The organism is Marinobacter sp. S0848L (genome assembly GCF_023016065.1).
Taxonomy (GTDB): domain Bacteria; phylum Pseudomonadota; class Gammaproteobacteria; order Pseudomonadales; family Oleiphilaceae; genus Marinobacter.
Window position 1 is genome coordinate 282307 of the sequence record NZ_JALKAQ010000001.1, and the last position, 21292, is coordinate 303598.

Consider the following 21292-nt stretch of genomic DNA (forward strand, 5'->3'; position numbering starts at 1 on the left):
TTGACGGAGAGTACAAAGGAATGGCACGCCTCAACACCCTGGATGCGTCTTGGTTAGCCGTAGAATCTGAAGACACCCCCATGCACGTGGGCAACCTGCAGATTTTTTCATTACCCGAAGGGGCACCTGACACCTATCTGCGAGACATGGTTCTTCGCATGAAGGAATCCCATACTGTGGCGGCCCCCTGGGGAGACAAACTGGCTTGGTCCGGTTTTCTCGGGCGTGTGATTGCGCCCACGTGGAAAAAAGACAAAGACATTGACCTCGATTATCACGTCAGACATTCGGCGCTCCCCCGCCCCGGCGGCGAGCGGGAGCTCGGTATTCTGGTATCGCGCCTTCACTCCAACCCGCTGGACTTTTCCCGCCCCTTGTGGGAATGCCATGTTATTGAAGGGCTGGAGAACAACCGGTTTGCGCTGTACACAAAAATGCACCACTCGATGATTGATGGCATCAGCGGAGTGCGCTTGATGCAGCGGGTGCTGACAACCGATCCGGATCTTCGGAACATGCCGCCACCCTGGTCGGTTCAGCCGAAAAAACGCAGAGCCCACAAAGGTGACCGGGAGGCCAGCGTACCCGGCGCTTTCTCTCAGGCTTTGGATGCTTTGAAGCTACAAGTCGATATGGCACCGCGGCTATGGCAAGCCGGCAATCGCCTGGCGCAATCTGCCTTGCACCCGGAAGATGGTCTGACGGCACCGTTTACCGGGCCGGTATCCATTCTGAACCACCGGGTGAAAGGCCAGCGTCGGCTTGCTACCCAGCACTACCCGGTGGACCGTATTAAAGCTTTGGCGCACGCTTCCGGCGGCTCGCTGAATGATATCGTTTTGTACCTGTGTGGAACCGCTTTGCGCCGCTTCCTGCTTGAGCAGAACAGCCTCCCTGATACGCCGCTGACAGCGGGCATCCCGGTTAACATCCGCCCGGCCGACGATCAGGGAACCGGCACTCAGATCAGCTTTATGATTGCCTCACTGGCAACCACCGAGGCCGACCCGCTGAATCGTCTTCAGCAAATCAAAGAGTCCTGCCGCCGTGCGAAGGAACACTTGCAGAAGTTGCCAAAGAAAGCATTGACGCAATACACCATGCTCCTTATGTCGCCTTACATTCTGCAGCTGATGTCAGGGTTGGGTGGGCGCATGCGCCCGGTATTCAACGTGACTATTTCTAACGTTCCGGGGCCGGAGGAAACCTTGTACTTTGAGGGCGCAAAACTCGAGGCAACCTATCCCGTTTCGCTGATTGCTCATGGCGGTGCTTTGAACATCACCTGCCTGAGCTATGCGGGCACACTGAACTTTGGTTACACCGGTTGCCGGGATACGCTTCCGAGCATGCAGAAAATTGCGGTGTTCACCGGCGAAGCGCTGGATGAACTGGAAGCACTGATTCTGCCCCCAAAGCCCGGGAAAGGCAGCGCTGGCAAGAAAAAGCAGTAAAGCCTAGTCACTTTGCCAGTGGCCAGCCCCAATCAGGATTAGCTGCAAAAATCGGGTGGTGCGCTTGCGCACCTGCTCGATTTGGTAATCGTCTTCTGGCGAAATACTGAGAATATCCGTCAAGCTGAAGGCGACTGTCCGCACCACCAGATCGCAGGTCATATCGAGATCCGAATCACTCAGATGCTCCAGCAGTTTAAGCCGACGTAAATCGTTGGCCAACTCACTGGCAAAAAACCGCATTTCACTGCGAATTCCCTCCTGGACAGCCCGGCTTTCGCCCGCCAACCCTTGTGCCATAAACATGAAGAAATTGCGGTTGGCTAACGCATGGGCGACAAAGATACCTACCGATTCTTCTATCAACTTATCAGCTTGCAGCACGTTTTCCCGAGCTTCACGCATCATCCGGCGTAACACCAACCCCAGCTCATCGACCAGCTGTAAGCCCAGATCATCAACACTGCGAAAGTGTCGGTAAAAGGATGTGGGCACCACACCTGCCTGCCGGGTCACTTCCCGAATACCGATGCTGGCAAAATGCCGGCCTTTGCCCACCAACGTCAACGCTGCCGTCATCAGCTTTTCGCGGGTTTCTCCCGGCCGTCGTCTTTGTCCACCTGCCATAGCTTTATCCGCACCTCATAGTCAGGTTCACAAGTGTACACATTCAGCTGATAAAAAACCGTTCCCGCTTGTCATTACGTGCCAGCTTGCCATCCAAGCCATTGCTCGGCCAAAGCCTAATGTGTACAGTCGTACACATCTAGTGAACAACTGTACACATTGAAACCAATTGATCGCCTTGCATTCTTGGAGACTTACCATGCTGGCAACGATTACACGCTCCAAAGCGGCGCACTGGCTAGGCCGGCAATTGCTGAACCGCGAAGACCCTAAAGCATTTTTCGACCCTCTGACCACAGCCATCAACCCCATGTGGGTACAACAGTACACACCGGCTCGGGTAGAGCGCATCACCGAGGAAACCGCAGATACCAAAACCTTTGTGCTGAAACCCGCCCGCCGCTGGGGCGGTTTTCAGGCGGGGCAACACTTGAACGTGCGCATCGACATCAACGGTGTCCGGCATACCCGAACCTTCAGCCTGTCCAGCTCTCCCGCCCTTTGGGAAGATAATGGGCTTATCACCTTAACGGTTAAGCGTTTACCGGGAGGGTTGGTCACGAACTGGCTGCACGACGAGTTGAAATCTGGCGATGTCATCGGGCTGACAGAAGCCTTTGGCGATTTTCTGATCCCGAACGGGAAGAAACCGGTTCTCTTCATTGCCGGCGGCAGCGGTATTACGCCTATTTTGAGCCAACTCGACACTATGGCACGGGAACAGTATCCAGAGCCCATAACGCTGCTCTATTACGTACGAACGCCAAGCGATGTGATCGGAGAACAAAGGCTGACAACGCTGAAAAATCGCTACCCCACTTTCTCATTGCATATCATCACCACCCACGAAAACGCCACACCTCGCTATTTGAGTGATCAGGATTTGGACTCTGTCCCCAATCTGGCCAACCGGGAAATCTTTCTATGCGGACCTAAAGGCTTGATGGACCTGGCGACCGAAAAACTTGGCCAACGCGGCCTTAAGGACGAACAGCTGCACAGTACGTTCTTTGCCCCACCCGCTCCGGTTCGGCTTTCATCTTCTGACACAGGCGGTGAAGTCACGTTTAGCGCCAGCAACCTGTCCGTGGATTCAACAGGCGACACCAATCTGCTGGAGATCGCAGAAGCCGCCGGCCTGTCGCCTCAGCATGGCTGCCGGATGGGCATTTGCCACCAATGCACCTGCAGGAAAACCAGCGGAACAGTCGTAAACCGGCTGACGGGCCAGGTATCCGGAGCCGGTTCCGAAAGCGTGCAGCTATGCATTTCTGTCCCCCAAGGCCCGGTGGCTTTGGCGCTATAACCCTTTTTGTTTTGCACTGCGGCCAAAGCGGCCGCCAGGAGTACACCAATGAATACGCTCAATGAACAACAGCTGAACGAGCTGCAAACTGACCTGGATGCCATCCGCGACGAGGTCCTGGCCGATTTAGGGGAGCGAGACGCCACCCACATTCGCAACATGGTTCGCCTGCATCGCAAACTGGAGATCGGCGGGCGGGTGTTGATGCCCTTCGGTTTCATTCCACCCGTTTTTCTGGCCGCCACGGCCTCTTTGGGGCTGGCCAAGATTCTTGAGAACATGGAAATCGGCCACAACGTAATGCACGGCCAATACGACTGGATGAACGACCCCAGCCTGAACTCTCAGACCTACGAGTGGGATACCGCCTGTTCCAGCGAATCCTGGCGCCGTACTCACAACTTTGAACATCACACTTATACCAACGTGATTGGCAAAGACCGGGATTACGGTTACGCGGTGCTCCGGTTGAGCAACGACGAGCCTTGGCGGCCCCGTCACACCTTCCAGGTTCTGAACTATGCGGCGTTAAGCGTATTGTTCCAGTGGGGTGTCGCGCTGCACGAACTCGAGGCGGAAAAGCTAAGCAATGGCAAAAGTCATCTGAAAGAGAAACGCGCGTTCCTGAAACTGGCCGCCAAAAAAGCGGGCCGTCAGGCGTTTAAAGACTATATTTTCTTCCCTGCTCTGACCCTGCCCGTGGCCCCGATCGTGCTTGCCGGCAATGCCGGCGCTAATCTGATTCGCAACCTTTGGTCATCGACGGTGATCTTTTGCGGGCACTTCACACAGGATGCCGAAACCTTCACCGAAGAAGAAGCGGAAGGGGAAAGCAAAGGCCATTGGTATCTGCGGCAACTGACGGGGTCGTCCAACTTTACCGGCGGGAAATGGCTGCATATCATGAGCGGGCATCTGAGCTTTCAGATTGAACACCACGTCTTCCCGGATCTGCCCGCTCATCGCTATCCGGAAATATCTGAGAAGGTTCAAACCGTGTGCCGTAAACACGGCATTCACTACAACACCGGCAGTTTTGCAAAGCAGTACGGCACGGTACTAAAACGCATCCTTCGCTACTCGTTGCCGGAGCGGATTACTCGCCGGCCAGCTGTGGCTTAACGCCGGTTACATCCGCCGAGTGGCCGCTTACTTGCAGAGCGGTCACTCTGTTCCGACCCCGAGTTTTGGAGGTATAAAGCGCCTCGTCAGCTGCCGCCACCACCGCGTCCGGCTCCACGGTTGTACCGGTTCCAACCACGGCCACACCAATGCTCACGGTGACTGACTGTGGCTCACCTTCCCATTCAAACCAAAGATCCGATTCAGTTCCCGCCCGAATTTTCTCCCCGACCTGCTTCGCGCCGGCCAAATCGGTGTAGGGCAAGACGATTGCAAACTCTTCGCCGCCATAACGACAAATGATGTCGGTTTCGCGCTGGACAAGGCTGATCAGTTTGTCCGCCAACTTGCGCAGGCACTTGTCCCCGGCTTGATGCCCCAGGTTGTCGTTAACCGCTTTGAAATGGTCAACGTCCAACAGGATGAGCGCCAACGACCCTCTGCGCCGGCACCGAAACACTTCTTTTCGCATGTGCGTATCGAAATAACGTCGATTGAACAATCCGGTTAGCCCATCGGTTGAGCTCAGCATTTCCAACTGACGGTTGGCAGATTCCAATTCGGCTGTACGCTCTGCAACGCGGGACTCAAGCACCGTATTCATTTCACGTTGAATTCTTTGCGTTTTTTGGGCCATGTGCCGCAAACGGTCTGCCAGTGCGATTGACAGCAAAATAACCTCGAACGCCGAACCAATCTGAATGGCATATTCAGTCACCACGTTGGTGGGTAGCACGCCAAACGTTTTGAACAAATACAGCAACATGCCCGCCAATAAAGCCGTCCACGCCAACATAAAGTAGCGCGCTGGCCGGTAATTCCGGTACAGGCACAAGCCACCGGCACAGATCACCAATATGGCTGCCAGAACCGCAAAAAAGCTGTTAAAGCGGATCACAGGCGCGTAGTTCGGCGAAATGATCGGCGCGACCGCCGCGAGCGCGAAGATTCCCATCATGACAAGGAAAGTACGATTCAAAACCGGCGCATTGGTTTTCAAAGCCAAAAATGAGCGGGAGAACCCCAACACAAAAACCATGCCCGAAGCGATCAAAACAGCGACCGAGCGGTTATTCCACCACGGAGAATCTGGCCACAGATGCTCGAAAGCCAGGCCGTTCAAGCTAAATTGCAGGATGCCGTAATTGAGTATGTAGCCCGAATACCAGAGATAGTTGGTGTCGCGAATGGATAAAAAAATCAGAAAACTAAAAACCAGCATCGCCGCCAGCAGGCCATAGAATAGACCAAGAACAAACCGCTCTTGGTGATCGGCGTTGCTGAAGCGGTCCAGACTCCAGAGCTTGGTCCGCATTTGCACGGCACCGCTTGTTTTCACACGGAAATACAAGTCGACGCTTTCACCCCGACTCAAGTTCAGATCAAAATTGATGTTGTGATGATCTATGGCGCGCCGGTAAAAGGGTACGGAATCACCTGCGATCTGACGTTCCATAGGCCCGGCGGCACGGACAAGGTATAACTCCATTTCATCAATGATCGGGTACAGCCCTTCAATCACCCATTGCTCGTTCGGGCTGGAGACGTTCTCAATACGGGTATGAAACCAATAAGTCGAGTCGGTGAAACCGAAGTTGTACGCTTTTTCGGGTATTTCCTGAGAGCCAAGTTCTTGCCAGTGCTGTTTGATATCGTAAATCGTAAGACTGGAAGCAGGGTCTTCATAGAAGGAGAGTTTTCGGGAAATATCAATTGCTTCGCTTGTTCTATCCAGCTTAACAAACGCGTGATCGATAGCCCCTGCAGCCATTGTCTGCAAAGAGCTCAAAACCAGCATTGTGATTAAAAGCAGACGAATCAAACGGACTCCGAGTCAAAATAAGGTTCAAAGGTGCGAACCTAAATAATAGCTGACTCGGAACGCATTAAGCGTAAGGAATGGCGTTTGTTCGTTACTATGTGTATCGCGCTACTACACAACCTGTAGCAAGCGAAGCAATTTCGGCCGGTCCTTACTTTGAACGATATCTGCAAGCGTGTACTTATCGAGTACATGAAGAAATGCCTGCAGCGCTTCATCAAAGATGTTTTTCAAACCACACACCGGCGTGATCGTACAAGCACCCTCCCCTGAGAAGCATTCGACAATGTCGAGGTGTTGCTCGGTTTCACGCACTAGGGCGCCGATATTGATATCGTTAGGCGCCCGGTATAAACGCATTCCGCCGTTTTTTCCGCGTATTGTTTCTATGTACTGTTTTTTGTTGAGCTGGTGCACCACCTTCATCAAGTGGTTCTTCGAAATCCCGTAGCTGTCTGCGATTTCCTGAATCGTCGCTAACCGGTCTTCTTCCAGAGCCGCCAGATAAATCAGTACCCTCAGGGAGTAGTCTGTGTAGCGGGTAATGTGCATGCAAGGCTCCAGAGCATTAGTAGGAAGGACGGGTAACCATGTAGGTAGCAACACCCAGCAGGCATAAGCCTGAAATTGTCAGGACCATAACCGGAAACCCCGCCAATAACAAAATAGTCCAGCTTACGGCCATCATACTGCAAGCCAGTATTTTTGCCCGGGCGGGTATCGCACGCCGGTGTCGCCATTGTTCGATAGCGGGTCCGAAACGAGGATGGCCCTCAAGCCATTGGGCAAAGGCCGGGGACCCCTTACTGGCAAAATAGGCGGCCAACAAGACAAACGGTGTTGTTGGCAGTAGCGGCAATACCACGCCGACAACCGCGACCGCAGCCGAGAGATACGCAAGAACACGAAACCCGGTTCTGCCTAGTTGCACCGCTATTGCTCCACAATAGTTTCCACTTGCACCTATTATACCGTGGTTCAGTGGACAGGTCTTCCCAGCTTGCTAAGGAATGTCAGCCTTGCTACGTAGGAGACTTTCACGCCCACTGCGAAAAACAAGGTTCCCATATGGGCCATGATCTGGATCCCCAGCGAGAACGCATTTGCCAATGGGTAAGCAATAAGAACGGTTAAAATTAACCCTCCGATGGAGGCCAGTATGCTGTTATTCGCTACGGACAACCATTTCTCATATTGTTCCATCATCACAACCTCACCTCATAACATTTATTTCACATCTATGTTATAGGGTGCCACGGTTCCGGTTACAAGGAGCACAGATAATTTAGATCAACTGGCGCTTTGCTCAATTATTGATCCGGGCGGGTATCGAATTGCCCGCAGGCTTTGCCATAATGATCGCAAGGGTCACAACTCATCTACGCTGTAGAGGTGTATGCAATGTCGCAATCCGTGCTGACAGACCGTTTTGGTCGCACAGTGAATTATGTTCGCCTGTCGGTGACGGACCGCTGCGATTTTCGGTGTGTGTACTGTATGGCGGAAGAGATGACGTTTCTCCCCCGCGCCAAGATCATGTCTCTTGAGGAGATCGCTCAGGTAGCCCGGAACTTTGTGTCACTTGGTACTCAGAAAATTCGTCTGACCGGTGGTGAGCCTCTGGTTCGCAAGGGCGTTGTGGATCTGGTTCGGGAGATCGGCAGTTACGGTTTGCGTGATTTTGCGATGACCACCAATGGCAGTCAGTTGCCTGCGTTGGCGGAGGATTTGCGCAAAGGCGGGCTGGACCGGCTCAATATCAGTCTGGATTCTTTGGATGCGGAGAAGTTCAGTACGATCACGCGCACCGGGAAGCTGAGCCAGGTTTTGGACGGTATTGATGCGGCAAAAGAGGCTGGGTTTAAGCGGATTAAGCTCAATACGGTGGTGATGAAGGGCCGTAATGAGGAGGAGATTCCGGAGCTGGTTGAATTTGCTCGCGGGAAGGGTTTGGATATTACGTTCATTGAGGAGATGCCTCTCGGGGAGATTTCCGAGCATGATCGTGGCTTGGCTTTGTGTACGAGTGAGGAGGTTCGGGCGATTATTGCCCGGCATCATGAGCTTGAGCTGACGGATGATGATTCTGGCGGGCCTTCGCGTTATTACCGGATGCAGGACAGTGCTTCGCGCATTGGGTTTATTTCTCCGCATTCGCATAATTTTTGTTCGACGTGTAATCGGGTTCGGGTGACGGTGGAGGGGCGGCTTTTGTTGTGCCTCGGGAATGAGCATTCGGTGGATTTGTTGCCGTTGTTGCGGGAGCATCCGGGGGATGATGAGCGGCTTCGGGAGGCGATTATTGCGGCGATGGATTTGAAGCCGGAGCGGCATCATTTTTCCAGTGATGGGGAGGTGGAGATTCTTCGGTTTATGAATATGACTGGGGGGTGATTACTAGCTACCTCACCAGCCTTCATTTTTGGAATTATTATCCGTGGCTCCGAGCCAGATCCGCTGAGGGAATCCCTTCCAAAAACCGCTCCTGCGGCACATCCATGTGGCGCTTCTGCTCCGCCATCCATGGCTCCGCACATTTTTGGAAGGGATTCCCTCACCGGCTCTTTCTAACCTCGGAGTAGCCGCCGACAAACAGGCCTTTAGAGCCGCACTCAAACCCTCTTCCGCATCATAAAGACCTAAATAGCAGTCTTAATGCTCCATACCGTGACCATCATGGCTTTGATCCATGATCTCGCTCTCCGTCATTTGGCCCATTTCATGCCCCTCGTGCATTCCGTCCATGGGTTCCATGCCACCCATGTGATGCGCACTGTCCATCGACATGCCGGTATTCAGGTGATCCAGAGTGATGTCTGCGAACGCGATTACTTGGCCGCCGTATTCCGCTGCGAAGTCGTTGGCACTGCTTTGGTTTGCGAAGGAAGCCAGAGTTGGGCCCATGGCGCCGGTGCGGGATGAGCCGGCTACGTAGTAGGCTTCTCGGGCGTCGATCAGGTGGGCATCTTCAGGGTGTTCCCATTCGGTTTGGGCCATGTCGTGTACGTAGAGGGTGTGGTCTCGGTTTTCGTTTTCGGGTTGCAGGAACCACGCGAGCATGTCTTTGGTTGAGCAGAATTTGCGGATGTTTTGTTCCCGTTCGGTGAAAGCTTGGCCTTTGGGGCCCGGGAAGTTGGAGATGGCCATGCCGCAGACGTGGCATTCGTCGCCGGATTCAAAGTGGACCGGGTCAGGTTTGGCGAGTACTTGCTGTTCGGCATCGGAGCAGCCGGTGATTGCGATGGCGGCCAAGGCAGCGAGTAGCCAGGCTTTGGTTGTGTTTACCATGTTTGGTGTGTCTCCGGTCTGGGTCATATTTTTCGGTTTCTAAACAGTAACAGCGCGCCGGTCAGCGGGATGGCGCACCATAGGCCGAGGCCTAACCACAAGCCGCCGGTGCCGATGGGCAGGTCGGAGCCGAGGCTGAGTACGCCGCTGAGTTGGGTGCTGTCGCCGAAGGCGACGATGTTGAGCAAGCGGTAGATGTCGGTGGGGTTCAGCATCAAGAGCCACGGCAATAATTCAGGGTTGAGCTTGCCTTCGCTGGCCACCAGTGCGCCCAGCAACACCAAATCAAAGATCAATACAAAGAAGAACCAGATGGCCAGTGCCATGCCGGCAGCGATAGGTTTTTCGCTCACTCGCACGCTGACCAGATAGGCCAATGCAATAAAGCCCCACCCCAATAAGATGGTTGATCCAATGAATCGACCCATGGCTATCGCCAGCGCACCGACGGCCACGCCGTCTACCAGTACGGCAATGGCAATACCTGCAACGCCGAAGCCTATCAGCGTTGCCAAGGCCAAAGTGAGGCCGTGGCCAAGGAACTTGCCGAGCAGCAGCTGGCTTTTGCTGAGTGGATAGGTCATGAGCAACAGTAATGTGCCGCCCTCTTCCTCACCGACGATGGCGTCGTATGCCAGTAGCAATGCAATCAAAGGAATGAGGAAGATGCCCAAGCTGGCGAGGCTGGCGATGGTGGCCGGTGTGGAGCCGTAGCCCACTTGCCCGGATGCGGCAGCACCAAACCAGGCGATGCCGAGTGCCAGTGTGGCAAACACCAGCGAAATAGCTACCAACCAGCGGTTGCGAAAGCTGTCACTGAGTTCTTTTCGAGCGATGGTCCATATTGAGTTCATTGGCTGCCTCCCCGATGAGCCAAGCCGCCCGAGCCGATAAAGTGAACGTAGATATCCTCGAGGCTGGGCTGGTGAATGCCGAGGTCAGCCACTTCGCCGGATTGGAGCAAGGTTTCGATTAACGCCATTTTGTCGCTGGTGCGCACGTCCACTTGCAGGGTTCCGTGGACGTTTTTCATCATTAAGCCGGTACTTTGTTTTGCTTGGTCAATCACTTTCTCCAACCCCAGTATATTGCCGGCTGGCTTAACGGTGAGCGTCACAGGCATGTTGGCTTGGCGCCGCAGTGACGGCAGGTCGCCCGCTGCTTTCAGGGAACCGCCGGTGAGAATCGCCGCGCGGTCGATGTAAGGCTCGACACCGGGCAGCACGTGGGAACACAGCACAATGCCGGTGCCTTCGTCCCGTAGATCACGCAGCAAACGGTACAGATCTGCCGTAGCAACCGGGTCCAGCCCTACGGTGGGTTCGTCCAGCATTAACAGCCTGGGTTTCCCCAACAACGCCTGAGCCAGCCCCAAACGCTGGCGCATGCCTTTGGAGTAGGTTTTGGTACGGGCGTTCATGGCATCGCCCAAGCCCACTTGTTCCAACAACTTGGGCACTTGGCTCAAAGGCGCGCCTTTTAGACGGGCAAAATGGCTCAGAATCTCACGCCCAGTCAGTTGTGGGTAAAACATTACGTTCTCAGGCAAATAACCAATGTGCTGACTGACGTGAGGATCACCGGCTTCGCCGCCCAGCACCGTCACCTTGCCTTCGCTTGGCTTCATTAGCCCTAGTATCAATTTAATCGACGTGGTTTTACCCGCCCCGTTGTGGCCGAACAACCCAAGGATTTCTCCCGGGTTCAAGCGCAGATCAATACCACGAAGCACCGTTGTCTTGTCGTAACGGTGGCTGACATTCTCAAGCTGAAAACAGTTCATCGGATCTCCGATTGCAGATACTCGGGAATTCGCATCAAGGGATGGGGGTCGCTCACCCCGGCGGATTTCACCACCGGGAAGGCATCTTGCACCCAACGCAACACATCAACCGACGGGCTGAACATCAACACCTTCGCTTCCGGGTACTTCCAAAGCAGCCGATCTACGTTGTCATTGGGTTCATAAGGCACATCGCCCAGACCGTCCTGATCCCGATCCCAGCCCAGGTAATCACTCCAGAAATTCCCTCGTCCGTCCTTGGCCCAGGACTGAGTGCGCGTTGCCACGTACTTCACCTGGCGCTCGTTATTCACGAAGGCATTGTTAAACACCTCGTTGTCCTCTGAACCTGCGGTCAAGTGAATGCCAATATTGCTGTCCGCAAACAAATTACCTTCAAACACGTTGTACAAGGAGTTATAGATAAACACCGCCTTGCCTTCGCCGCCTGAAATCATCACCCGACCGGTCTGCCCTTCCGACACCCCGATCACCACATTGCCCCGCAGCGTCGAATTGGTGATGAAATTCATCAAAATGCCGTAGTTCTCATCATTTTCAGAGCGGTTATTAATCACCTTCAAATACTTGCTCTGCATCAGCGCATACCCCGTACGGGTGCCGCGGGTAACATTCCCTTCAAGCAGATTGTGCATCGAATACATGTAATGAATGCCGTAACGCAGATCCGTCATCACATTGTTGCGAATCTCGTTCTTATTCGCCGTCTCGATATAAATCGCATCCCGGGTCTGGGAAATGTCATTCCCTTCAATCAACGCCCCGGTGGTATTAAACAAATGAATACCATTACCCCGATCCTGCGACCGAATACTCACCTCACCCCGAATATGATTGTTCCGCACCGTCACATCCGGCGTCGCATCCAACCAAATACCAAACGCCGGCCCCTGCAACCGGTTATCCGCAACCACCGATCCTTGCGCCTCCCGGGCGATAAAAATCCCGGCATCCAACTGATTCAGATCCTTGCCCCAATTCCGCACGGTACAACCTGAAAAAGTCACCTTCTCGGCCAAAATATCCACCGCATTACCCTGCCCACCACCATCAATCACCGTCTCCGGCGAACAGGACACACTTACCCCGGGCACCCGGATAGCCAGAGGCGATAATGTTTCTGGTGGCAGTTCGATGGACGAACCCGGCTGCAGGTTATCAAGCCGTTCTTGCAGATCCGCGTTGGCTGCGAGCGATAAAAGAGCGACTGACAGGGCCACCCCATAACGCAATATTTGGTACATCTATGATTCTCTAAAAAGTGAAAACCGAAGGCACGCAACACTGTGCGGCAATCCAAGCGGAAAGCCCTTTCCAAAAATGTGCGCAGCCATGGATGGCGGAGCAGAAGCGCCACATGGATGTGCCGCAGGAGCGGTTTTTGGAAAGGGCTTTCCGTTTGGGTTGCTACTCCCAAGTAAAGATACAGGGGCCCCAAAAACGAGGCCCCAATCGAGAGAAACGCTAATTAAGCCTTCTCTACCAACATACGACCACCCATCTCCATGTGCAGCGCATGGCAGAACCAGTTGCAGTAGTACCAGTACACACCAGGCTTACCAGCAGTAAAGGTCACAGACGAAGTCTGCTGCGGACTAATCTCCATACTCACACCATGGTTCACCATACAGAAACCGTGAGTCACATCCTCGATGGTATCAAGGTTGGTTACACACACAGTAACCTCGTCACCTTCCTTCACCTTGAACTCAGTAGTACCAAACTGAGGCGCAACAGAAGTCATGTAAACACGAACCTTATTGCCATCACGGATTACCTTGTTATCTGCCTCCAAAGTAACGCCGTCTTTCTTGGCCTGCTCCACCGTTGCAGCAAAGTACGGATCCTGACGATCATAAATCTTCTTAGTCTTGATCTGATCACGACGGACCAAAATACAGTCGTGCGGCTCCGCGAACGTCGGACCATCGTGAACCAGCTTCATCTCGTCACCGGAAATATCGATCAACTGATCGTTCTCCGGGTGCAGAGGACCAACCGGCAAGAAACGGTCCTTCGAGAACTTCGACAGAACCACCAGCCACTTACCATCCGCATCACGCGACTCCGTCAACGACGCATGGTTGTGACCCGGCTGGTAATGCACATCCAGCTTCTGGCGAATGTAATTCACCTTCTCGCCGTTGTAGTGCTTGATCGCATCCGCAATGTTCCACTTACACACCTGACTGTCGATAAACAGCGTGGTGTAAGCGTTGCCACGACCATCGAAGGTAGTGTGCAGAGGCCCAAGGCCCAGCTCTGGCTCCGCCACAATGGTGTCACGCAGCTCAATCTTGTCGTCAAACAGATCGTCCAGTTTGTCGATCGCGATGACAGAAGCCGTCGGAGACAGCTTGCCGTTGGCAATGAAGTACTTACCATCCGGAGAAGTGTTTAGCCCGTGCGGGTTCTTCGGAACCGGGATGTAACGAGTGAACTCGGACTTACCACGGCCATCAACAACCGGAACTTTGGAATCGCCAATTGTCTTGAACTTACCGGCCTTAACCGCGGCCGCGATGCGCTCAATGTTGAACACAACCACCCAGTCGCGGTCGTTGCGCATAGTACCCGCCAAATCCAACGCACGTTCGGAGTTGTAACAGGTAGAAGCAGCGTACTTGCCGGTGTAGTCAGCGTCGGTGTTGTCCAGGTTGCCGTCTACCAGCACCTGCCAGGCTACTTCCATAGTTTCCGCATCAATCGCGCTGAACATGGTGTAGCTGTTTTCCAGGCTGTATTCACTGCCATCGTTTGGCTGTGGAATCACAAACTCGGCGTTGCAGAAAACATAGTTTGTGCGAGGCACTTTCTGCAGACGCAGACCGTGAATCGCCTGAACGTTTGGTACGTGCGTAATCTTATCCGTCTTCATGATATCCAGACGAATACGCGCTACACGAGTGTTGGCCTTGTCGTTGATGAACAGGTACTTACCGTCGTAACGACCGTCTTCCATGGAAATGTGCGGATGGTGACAGTCGCCATTCAGGTACTGCTGGTCGCCGCCAAGAATCGCCTTACTTTCGTTGGTAATACCCCAGCCGGTCGCAGAATCTACGTTAAATACCGGGATACGCATCAGCTCACGCATGGACGGCACGCCGAGAACACGCACCTCGCCTTGGTGACCACCACTCCAGAAGCCGTAGTACTCATCCAGCTCACCGGGCTCGATGTGAATCTTGTTCTTCGCTTCCTGGGCGGCGGCCGCAAACGCTTCACGGCTCATGATCGACGTGCCAAGGCCGGTTGCACCTGCAACGCCCGCCAAAGCGGCAGCGCCCATAAAACGACGACGGCTCAGACCACTTTCAGGGACCTCGGCGGTGTCCTTGCTCAGTTCATCTCTTTTCTTCATAGCGTCCAACTCCATTATTGGTATGGCGGTTTTGCTTCTCATTCCGTCCGGAACATCGTGACGGCTCCGGTACTTACTCGTGCACCTGAACGACTGGAATTTCTTCCGGGCGCCCGGGGGCGTTTCGGCCTCGACGTTTACCACGGCGCTTCACAATCAGCGGCGGGCACTTGTGGTCGTCGAAATACGTCATCTGGCAATCCAGGCAGTAATGGCATTCCATGTAGTTAATGTGGCCATCCGGATGGATCGCCTGCACTTCACATTCGTGGTCACACAAGCGGCAGGGGTTACCACACTCCTTGCGCCGCTTGAGCCAATCGAAAACCCGCAACTTGGTGGGCAGCGCCAGTGCAGCGCCCAGCGGGCACAGGTAGCGGCAGTAAACTTTGCGTGTGAAGATATTCACGATCAGTAGCAACACGGCGTAAGTAACAAATGGCCAGCTGCGATCAAAACGCAAAGTAATGGCCGTTTTGAACGGTTCCACTTCCGCCATTTGTTCAGCCGTACCCAATGACTCAAGCGACACACCAAACAGCACCAGCAAAATGATGTATTTGATCGCCCATAAGCGTTCATGCCAGGCAAAGGGCACGGTGTACTGAGGCACTTTCAACTTGCGGGCAATTTCATTAATTAATTCCTGCAAGGCTCCGAACGGGCACAGCCAACCGCAGTAAACCGCACGCCCCCAAAGCAAGACGATGCCCGCGACCACCGACCAAAGCACAAACAGCATCGGGTCGATCAGGAAGGTTTCCCAGGTAAAGCCAGAGATCAGGCTGTTCACAAAGGTCAGCACGTTCACGATGGACAGCTGGCCCAGCGCATACCAGCCGATAAAGAACAGGGTGTACGTGAGAAAGGCATGGCGAATCCAGCGCATAACTCTCGGCTTTTTCACCAGCCAATCCTGGAAGAAAAGGATGAACAACAGCACGCCAATGCCCAACGCCAGGAAGATGATCTGGAATTCTTTCTGGTACCACACCTGCACCCATAGAGGCTGCTCTTCCAACCACTCTTCCTCGGACAGTTCCACCTCGGCACGGGTGTAATACTGTTCCGGCAACTGGTACTCCAGCGGTACCACCGCGAACTCACTGTCCAGCGGACCGGTCTGACGTTTGATGGTCAATTCCAGTGACCAAGGCGTACCGGGGTCAAAGTTGTACTGCTGGCGAATAATGTAGATGGCCATTTCCGGCAAGCGCGGCATACCTTCAAGATAGACATCGCTCAAGCGGTGATAGTCGAGATCACGGAAGTTAAAGGTGTCGCCAAACTGACGGATCTGAACCCGGTCAAAAATTCCACCGCGCACATAGCCTGAACCCCGGAAGGAATAGGTACCTTTGGCCATAACGGCGATGGCATGTTCGCCGTCTTTCAGTTCCGACATCAGCCATTCATATTGGCTGTCGCCCAATAGATTGCGGCCAATGGTGGGCGCATCCAGATAGGCGGCGTACAGGTCAATGAAGGTATCGTCACGTTGCTCAGGGGCTGCCGTTTCAATGCCCTCGGCCGGGCCACCTTTGAAGGCATCGTCCACCATGCCCCGGGTCAGGTGCATCCGGCGGATCGAGCCATCTCCGGTGAGTTCTTCCCAGGTTTTTTCTTCAAACGCGTTTTGATCAACCTCGGCCAGTGGCGGCCGCTTGCTGCCGGTAGTAACCTCAACCAGTCCCAGTTCACCGCCCACCCGGTGGGCGGTTTTCATGATGACTTCGTTGATGACCATGACCGTGACCGTGGCACCGGACAAACCATCCACCGCCACCCGGCGTTCCGATGATTTTCCGCCTACTGTGACACGCTGGTCTGCTTTCAAACCAGTGTATTGGTCGGTAAAGAGGTGCATTTTGGCTTCTGGAATACCGATCAGAAGAATCGGTTCGTCGTGGTGAATCACTCGGGCACCGGCAATTTCGCCCTCGGTATCAAGCACCACCATGGCATTGATTGGTTTTCCGGAATAGGCTGGGGTTTGTACAAAATCCAGGGTCTGGTAGGCATACCCAACCAACTCGTCGCCCGCGTAGAGTTCCTGGATGGCGCGATTCGATTCACGGGGCTGAATATCCGTGACTACAGGCATCGCTTTTTGGATGACCTGACGGCCCGAAACGGGCTCATAATCTTTCAGAGGCATCGCCATCACCGCTGATGACACCGTCATCAGCAAAGCAAAACAAACACGTAAAACGGTAGTCACTTAAACCCCCAAATTCTCAACGAATACAGCACAGGGTGGATCAAAAATGAGAAAAATCAAATACCTCTAGTTGAATAGCTCTAGAGGAGCGAGCCACCTGAACCCACTGAAATCTCAGGTCATTAATGACTGGTTTCGATCAAACGCTGGGGGTCAGCGATAAACAGCCGACTCCGGTTTACCCGTACCAGGCCACTGGCTTTCAAATCCGCCAAAATGCGTGAAAAGGTTTCCGGCTGCATGGCAAGACGAGACGCCACCAAACACTTCGGCAAAGGCAACTCAATCTCTCCACCCTTTGAAACACCCTCCGGAAGCAGGTCGATGAGGTAACGGATCAACCGCTCGCGCGCGCTCTGGACGGTCATGATTTCAAGGTCATGAAAACGAGTCACAGCTCGCATGGCGAAGTGGCGCAATGCTGCTTGCGCATAGGCCGGTTTTGCATCCAACAACGCTTTGTAGGCCGAAACGGGAATCATCAAAACATCGCTGGACTTGAGGGCTTCGGCGTAACAGGCGTACTCAGCCGGGTCTGCGTAAATCATGGTTTCCGCAAAACAGTCGCCCGGCGCAATGCTGTCTAAAGTTCGGTCCACGCCAGAAGAGTCCAGCCGATACAAACGAAGGCGACCGGAGATCACGAAAAAGAAGTGGTGAGCGGGCATACCCTGACGATACAAAAGTTGGTGATGACCCAACCGGATACGGCGTGACTGCTGAATTAAGGCATCCACATCATCCGGCTGCATTGACCGGAACAGCGTATGGGCTCGCAGAGCTTGCGTGCCCTGTTGCGCATTAATGGAATTATTTACAGCAACCAATACCGGCTTTTTTGTTCGATTAACGGCGGCTTGCGTTATCACCATGGACTCGTCCTCTGGGCGCATTCATGCATTCAAAATCTTGTTTTAGATGTTAGGAGCATGCCAGCCGAAAATCGCTCCCTCTATGGGGGTAGTTCCGCGCATCCTTGCGGCCATTTGATTTAACTCAATAGTTTGCAAAGCGATGTAGATTTTTGACCAGCAGGATCAGGCTGGCGCTTAATAGCAGCAGGAGAATCGTAAATACCGCCCCCGAAGCGCCCAACCACTGGTAAATTGCTGCAAAGACAACCAGCAAAACGAAAGCAACTGAACAGGCCGCTACCAGCAGGAAACCAGCGAACAAAGCTGCTTGGTCCCGGTTTGCAAGGATAACCTTTCGCTGAAGTCCTCCCATGGCACAGCCCATCGCAATGCCCAAGATGACCACCATCAGACTTTCCAACATCAGGGGCAGCGCAAACTGCATGGCCACCACACCCTCGCCCCCCGAAACGAACAATGTCGCGGAAGGCAAAGCCAGGCCTGCAAGCGCCAATAAGCAAAGGGTCAATGACCGTGTGACGACTTTCACACTACCGTAAATATCGGACAAACCGCCCCCGGCGATTTGCGCTAACGCTCCCGGAATCACGAACCACTGCGCTAAGCCCGCGCCAGCTCCCGGATCCACACGAAGCTGTGCCGATAGAAAATCCGGTAACCAAAGAGCCAATGAGAAAAAGCTGCCAGCCACCACGCCAAAATAGAGGCAGAACCACAATGCTTTGCCTTGGCGCAGCATCAGGAGCAAGTGTTGTAACGGGGGGATTCGCGCAGATTCCTGACGATCAGCTTCGGTGACAAGCACCAACAACGTGATCACCAACAGCAAAACAACAAGGTAAGCCAACGGAACGCCTTGCCAGGTGTACGCGTAATGAAACAGAGGAACGAGGTAATAGCTGAGTCCGGCGCCAGTCACTCCGGATCCGAAAAGGCCCAAAACGAGTCCCATTTGCCTCGTCTCACAATGACTGGTTACAAACTGCAAACCCGCGCTGTAGAAGCCCCCGGCCAGTCCTAGCCCGCTGGCGACAATCAGGTAGCTGATAAAATGATTGGCAACCAGGAATAGCACCATGCACAACGCAAGGCCCGTCAGGCACGCAAGCATCACCGCCCGGGCGCCATACCGCTGGGCAGCCAAACCGGCTGGTATTGCCAACAAGGCACCTGAAGCCATTGGTGCCGCCAGCAAAATGCCAAATTGCACACCGGTTAACGCCAGCTCCGCCCTTAGATGGACACCCACCACCGCAAACAGGGTCCAGCACCCCGCGGCGACGATGAATCCGGTTACCGCCAATGGCAGAATAATAGCGAGCGAGGCGCGTTTTTCTTCATCCCTTTCTTGTTGTTCAAGCATCTGGCGACCCTTTTCCATGCCATTCGCTAGTTTCAGCTTTTTGCAGTTTTCGGGTCAAAGGCTATGATGGGATACAGCCTGTTGAGGTAATTGACTATCCTCAAAGAGGTATCGGGAATCCGGTTTTAGAGTCATACTCTAAGACTGTCGCGCTTTTTTAAGATACAACACGGCCCCAGTTTCTAATCATGGTAAAAAGCCCCTTAGTAAACCGGATTATTCTGGCTGTCAGTGCCATTGTATTGACCTCCATCGTCAGCATGAGCGCCACGCTCGCCATATCGAAAAGCATTGAGGGAAGCGCAACGGCCATCAACGCAGCCGGTGCGTTGCGCATGGGGGCCAACCAAATGCTGACCCGGCTGAGTGTTTTACCGACGCGGCCTGACGCATCGCAAAACGCCAAACTCTTTAACGCGTATGAAAATCAGCTCTCTGGCAGAGCCATCACTTCATTAATACCCGCTGGCAGCGAGCACCCCCTGACACAGCAACATCGCCTTATTATTAAGCTCTGGAAAACCAACCTGCTACCCATGATGGAAGCCCATCCGCAAGGCTCGCAGATAACCGCTCAAATGATTGCCGAAGTGAACCGTTTTACCGAAGAAGTCAATAAACTGGTACTCCTGCTTGAAGAGCGAACCGAAGCACGGATAGATCTTCTGCATCTGATCCAAATCACCAGTCTGGTGTTCTCTGTGCTCATCGTGATTGCACTTTTTCTCGACCTCAAAAATCGGGTTTTACGGCCGCTTCGAAAACTGGTTCGAGTCGCCAGCGCGGTTGGTGATCAAGATTTCACTCAACAAGCTAATCTGAAGGGCTCTGATGAACTGGCTCAGCTTGGCCAGGCCTTTGACCAGATGACCAGCGAACTGGCTTTGACCTATCAGGAACTGGAAGACCGTGCACGGGAAAAAACCGAAGAGCTGGAAGTAAGCCACACCGCGCTGCAGGTGATGCACGCCACAAGCCGCAATCTGTTTGCCAACCACGACCTGTGCAGCGGCTCGATCCCGATGCTGCAGGAACTCGAGAAACTCTTACGCATTGGCCCGATCAAACTGTACCTGCACGACAAAGAAACCGACGAGCCCGTGGAAGCAGTAACAACCGCCAGTCAAAAGCGCCCGTTCTATTGCCGTGACCACCACTGCAATGCTTGCCTGGTCACACCCGAAGCGTTTGACGACCTGCCCGCCCAAGATAATGACGGGCGGAGACTGCTGTTGCCGATTCGAATACCCGGGCAGATTCTTGGCACACTGGAAGTGTGGTACCCCGCCGGCAAAAACTTGCCTGCTACGACACGCCGATTGCTGGAAACCCTCACGGACCAACTGGCCACCGCCATTTTCCTCGAAAAACAAATCACCGAAGAGCAGCAGCAAACACTGGTGGAAGAACGCACCGTGATTGCCCGGGAGCTGCACGACTCCCTCGCTCAATCACTGTCCTACCTGAAAATGCAGGTAACGCGGCTTCGCAGGCTTAATATTACCGGGGAACATAAAGCAGCCCATGACGATATCCTGCATGAATTCAGCACCGGCCTGAACAGCGCTTATCGCCAGTTACGGGAACTGCTGGCCACCTTCCGGCTAAAACTGGACACGCCAGACCTGGCCACTGCCCTGAACAAGACCATCGATGAATTTTCCGAGCGTTTGGGCAAGCGAGTGGAATTTGAATACACGCTCCCACCACAAACCCTGTCTCCAAACGAAGAGATCCATTCTCTGCAGATTGTCCGGGAAGGTTTGGCGAACGCCGTCAAACACGCGAACGCTACCGAAATTTCAGTGCACATCACGTTCGAATCCCCGGAGGTCAGGGCCTTCATTCGAGACAACGGCAAAGGGCTGCCCGACGACAATCAGCCTATCAACCACTACGGCCTTATCATCATGGCTGACCGGGCCCGTACTTTGGGCGGCGATCTCAAGGTACAAAATCGAGCTACCGGTGGCGTTGAAGTTTCCTTAACATTTATTCCGAAAAGTCGTAGCCTCATCCCGAGCCAAACAAGCTACGCCTGAAACC

Annotated in this window: 18 protein-coding genes; 5 read left to right on the forward strand and 13 right to left on the reverse strand. The window is 53.8% G+C overall.

Annotation, left to right across the window (positions count from 1 at the left end; translation table 11 throughout):
• The first annotated feature begins 20 nt into the window (after nt 1-20).
• On the forward strand, nt 21-1454 hold the full coding sequence (locus MWU64_RS01350; protein ID WP_247059711.1) for a wax ester/triacylglycerol synthase family O-acyltransferase: 1434 nt from the start codon (nt 21-23) through the stop codon (nt 1452-1454).
• 3 nt (nt 1455-1457) lie between these two features.
• Here the strand turns inward: MWU64_RS01350 and MWU64_RS01355 are convergent, their stop codons facing one another.
• A complete protein-coding gene (locus MWU64_RS01355; protein ID WP_247059719.1) occupies nt 1458-2081 on the reverse strand; it encodes a TetR family transcriptional regulator in 624 nt (207 codons plus the stop codon).
• Nucleotides 2082-2280: 199 nt separating this feature from the next.
• On the opposite strand from MWU64_RS01355, the gene MWU64_RS01360 reads away from it, so the two are divergent.
• Together MWU64_RS01360 and MWU64_RS01365 are read left to right on the forward strand one after the other, a co-directional pair.
• Nucleotides 2281-3387 carry a ferredoxin reductase gene (locus tag MWU64_RS01360; RefSeq protein WP_247059721.1) on the forward strand — a complete coding sequence of 369 codons (1107 nt, stop codon included), beginning with the start codon at nt 2281-2283 and terminating at the stop codon, nt 3385-3387.
• Between the two features lie 48 nt (nt 3388-3435).
• On the forward strand, nt 3436-4509 hold the full coding sequence (locus MWU64_RS01365) for an acyl-CoA desaturase (RefSeq protein WP_247059723.1): 1074 nt from the start codon (nt 3436-3438) through the stop codon (nt 4507-4509).
• On the opposite strand, the gene MWU64_RS01370 is transcribed toward MWU64_RS01365, so the two are convergent.
• The 4 genes from MWU64_RS01370 to MWU64_RS01385 form a co-directional block, all read right to left on the reverse strand.
• Nucleotides 4484-6331, reverse strand: a complete 1848-nt coding sequence (locus MWU64_RS01370) for a 7TM diverse intracellular signaling domain-containing protein (protein WP_247059742.1) — start codon at nt 6329-6331, stop codon at nt 4484-4486. The two genes, MWU64_RS01365 and MWU64_RS01370, sit on opposite strands and share 26 nt — an antisense overlap.
• Nucleotides 6332-6442: 111 nt before the next feature.
• Entirely contained in the window at nt 6443-6883 is a 441-nt protein-coding gene (locus tag MWU64_RS01375) for an Rrf2 family transcriptional regulator (RefSeq protein ID WP_247059744.1), read from the reverse strand.
• 16 nt (nt 6884-6899) lie between these two features.
• Nucleotides 6900-7262, reverse strand: a complete 363-nt coding sequence (locus MWU64_RS01380) for a YbaN family protein (protein ID WP_247059746.1) — start codon at nt 7260-7262, stop codon at nt 6900-6902.
• A 47-nt stretch (nt 7263-7309) separates the two neighbouring features.
• On the reverse strand, nt 7310-7537 hold the full coding sequence (locus MWU64_RS01385; protein ID WP_247060725.1) for a hypothetical protein: 228 nt from the start codon (nt 7535-7537) through the stop codon (nt 7310-7312).
• A 195-nt stretch (nt 7538-7732) separates the two neighbouring features.
• On the opposite strand from MWU64_RS01385, the gene moaA reads away from it, so the two are divergent.
• Entirely contained in the window at nt 7733-8725 is a 993-nt protein-coding gene (gene moaA / locus MWU64_RS01390; protein ID WP_247059748.1) for a GTP 3',8-cyclase MoaA, read from the forward strand.
• Nucleotides 8726-8983: 258 nt separating this feature from the next.
• Here the strand turns inward: moaA and MWU64_RS01395 are convergent, their stop codons facing one another.
• From MWU64_RS01395 to MWU64_RS01430, 8 genes are all read right to left on the reverse strand, one after another.
• Complete coding sequence (locus MWU64_RS01395; protein ID WP_247059749.1) at nt 8984-9619, reverse strand: nitrous oxide reductase accessory protein NosL; 636 nt, start codon at nt 9617-9619, stop codon at nt 8984-8986.
• Between the two features lie 23 nt (nt 9620-9642).
• On the reverse strand, nt 9643-10473 hold the full coding sequence (locus tag MWU64_RS01400; RefSeq protein WP_247059751.1) for an ABC transporter permease subunit: 831 nt from the start codon (nt 10471-10473) through the stop codon (nt 9643-9645).
• Nucleotides 10470-11402 carry an ABC transporter ATP-binding protein gene (locus MWU64_RS01405; protein ID WP_247059761.1) on the reverse strand — a complete coding sequence of 311 codons (933 nt, stop codon included), beginning with the start codon at nt 11400-11402 and terminating at the stop codon, nt 10470-10472. The genes MWU64_RS01400 and MWU64_RS01405 overlap by 4 nt, the downstream gene beginning before the upstream one ends.
• Nucleotides 11399-12667, reverse strand: coding sequence for a nitrous oxide reductase family maturation protein NosD (locus MWU64_RS01410; RefSeq protein WP_247059771.1), 1269 nt, complete (start codon nt 12665-12667; stop codon nt 11399-11401). The genes MWU64_RS01405 and MWU64_RS01410 overlap by 4 nt, the downstream gene beginning before the upstream one ends.
• Nucleotides 12668-12891: 224 nt before the next feature.
• Nucleotides 12892-14787 carry a TAT-dependent nitrous-oxide reductase gene (gene nosZ / locus MWU64_RS01415; protein ID WP_247059773.1) on the reverse strand — a complete coding sequence of 632 codons (1896 nt, stop codon included), beginning with the start codon at nt 14785-14787 and terminating at the stop codon, nt 12892-12894.
• Nucleotides 14788-14860: 73 nt separating this feature from the next.
• Nucleotides 14861-16972 carry a NosR/NirI family protein gene (locus tag MWU64_RS01420; RefSeq protein ID WP_247060727.1) on the reverse strand — a complete coding sequence of 704 codons (2112 nt, stop codon included), beginning with the start codon at nt 16970-16972 and terminating at the stop codon, nt 14861-14863.
• 158 nt (nt 16973-17130) lie between these two features.
• On the reverse strand, nt 17131-17880 hold the full coding sequence (locus MWU64_RS01425; protein ID WP_247059775.1) for a Crp/Fnr family transcriptional regulator: 750 nt from the start codon (nt 17878-17880) through the stop codon (nt 17131-17133).
• Between the two features lie 124 nt (nt 17881-18004).
• The gene (locus MWU64_RS01430) at nt 18005-19246 is read right to left on the reverse strand and encodes an MFS transporter (protein ID WP_247059777.1); all 1242 of its coding nucleotides are present in this window, start codon (nt 19244-19246) and stop codon (nt 18005-18007) included.
• 188 nt (nt 19247-19434) lie between these two features.
• On the opposite strand from MWU64_RS01430, the gene MWU64_RS01435 reads away from it, so the two are divergent.
• A complete protein-coding gene (locus tag MWU64_RS01435; RefSeq protein WP_247059779.1) occupies nt 19435-21288 on the forward strand; it encodes a histidine kinase in 1854 nt (617 codons plus the stop codon).
• Nucleotides 21289-21292 lie beyond the last annotated feature (4 nt).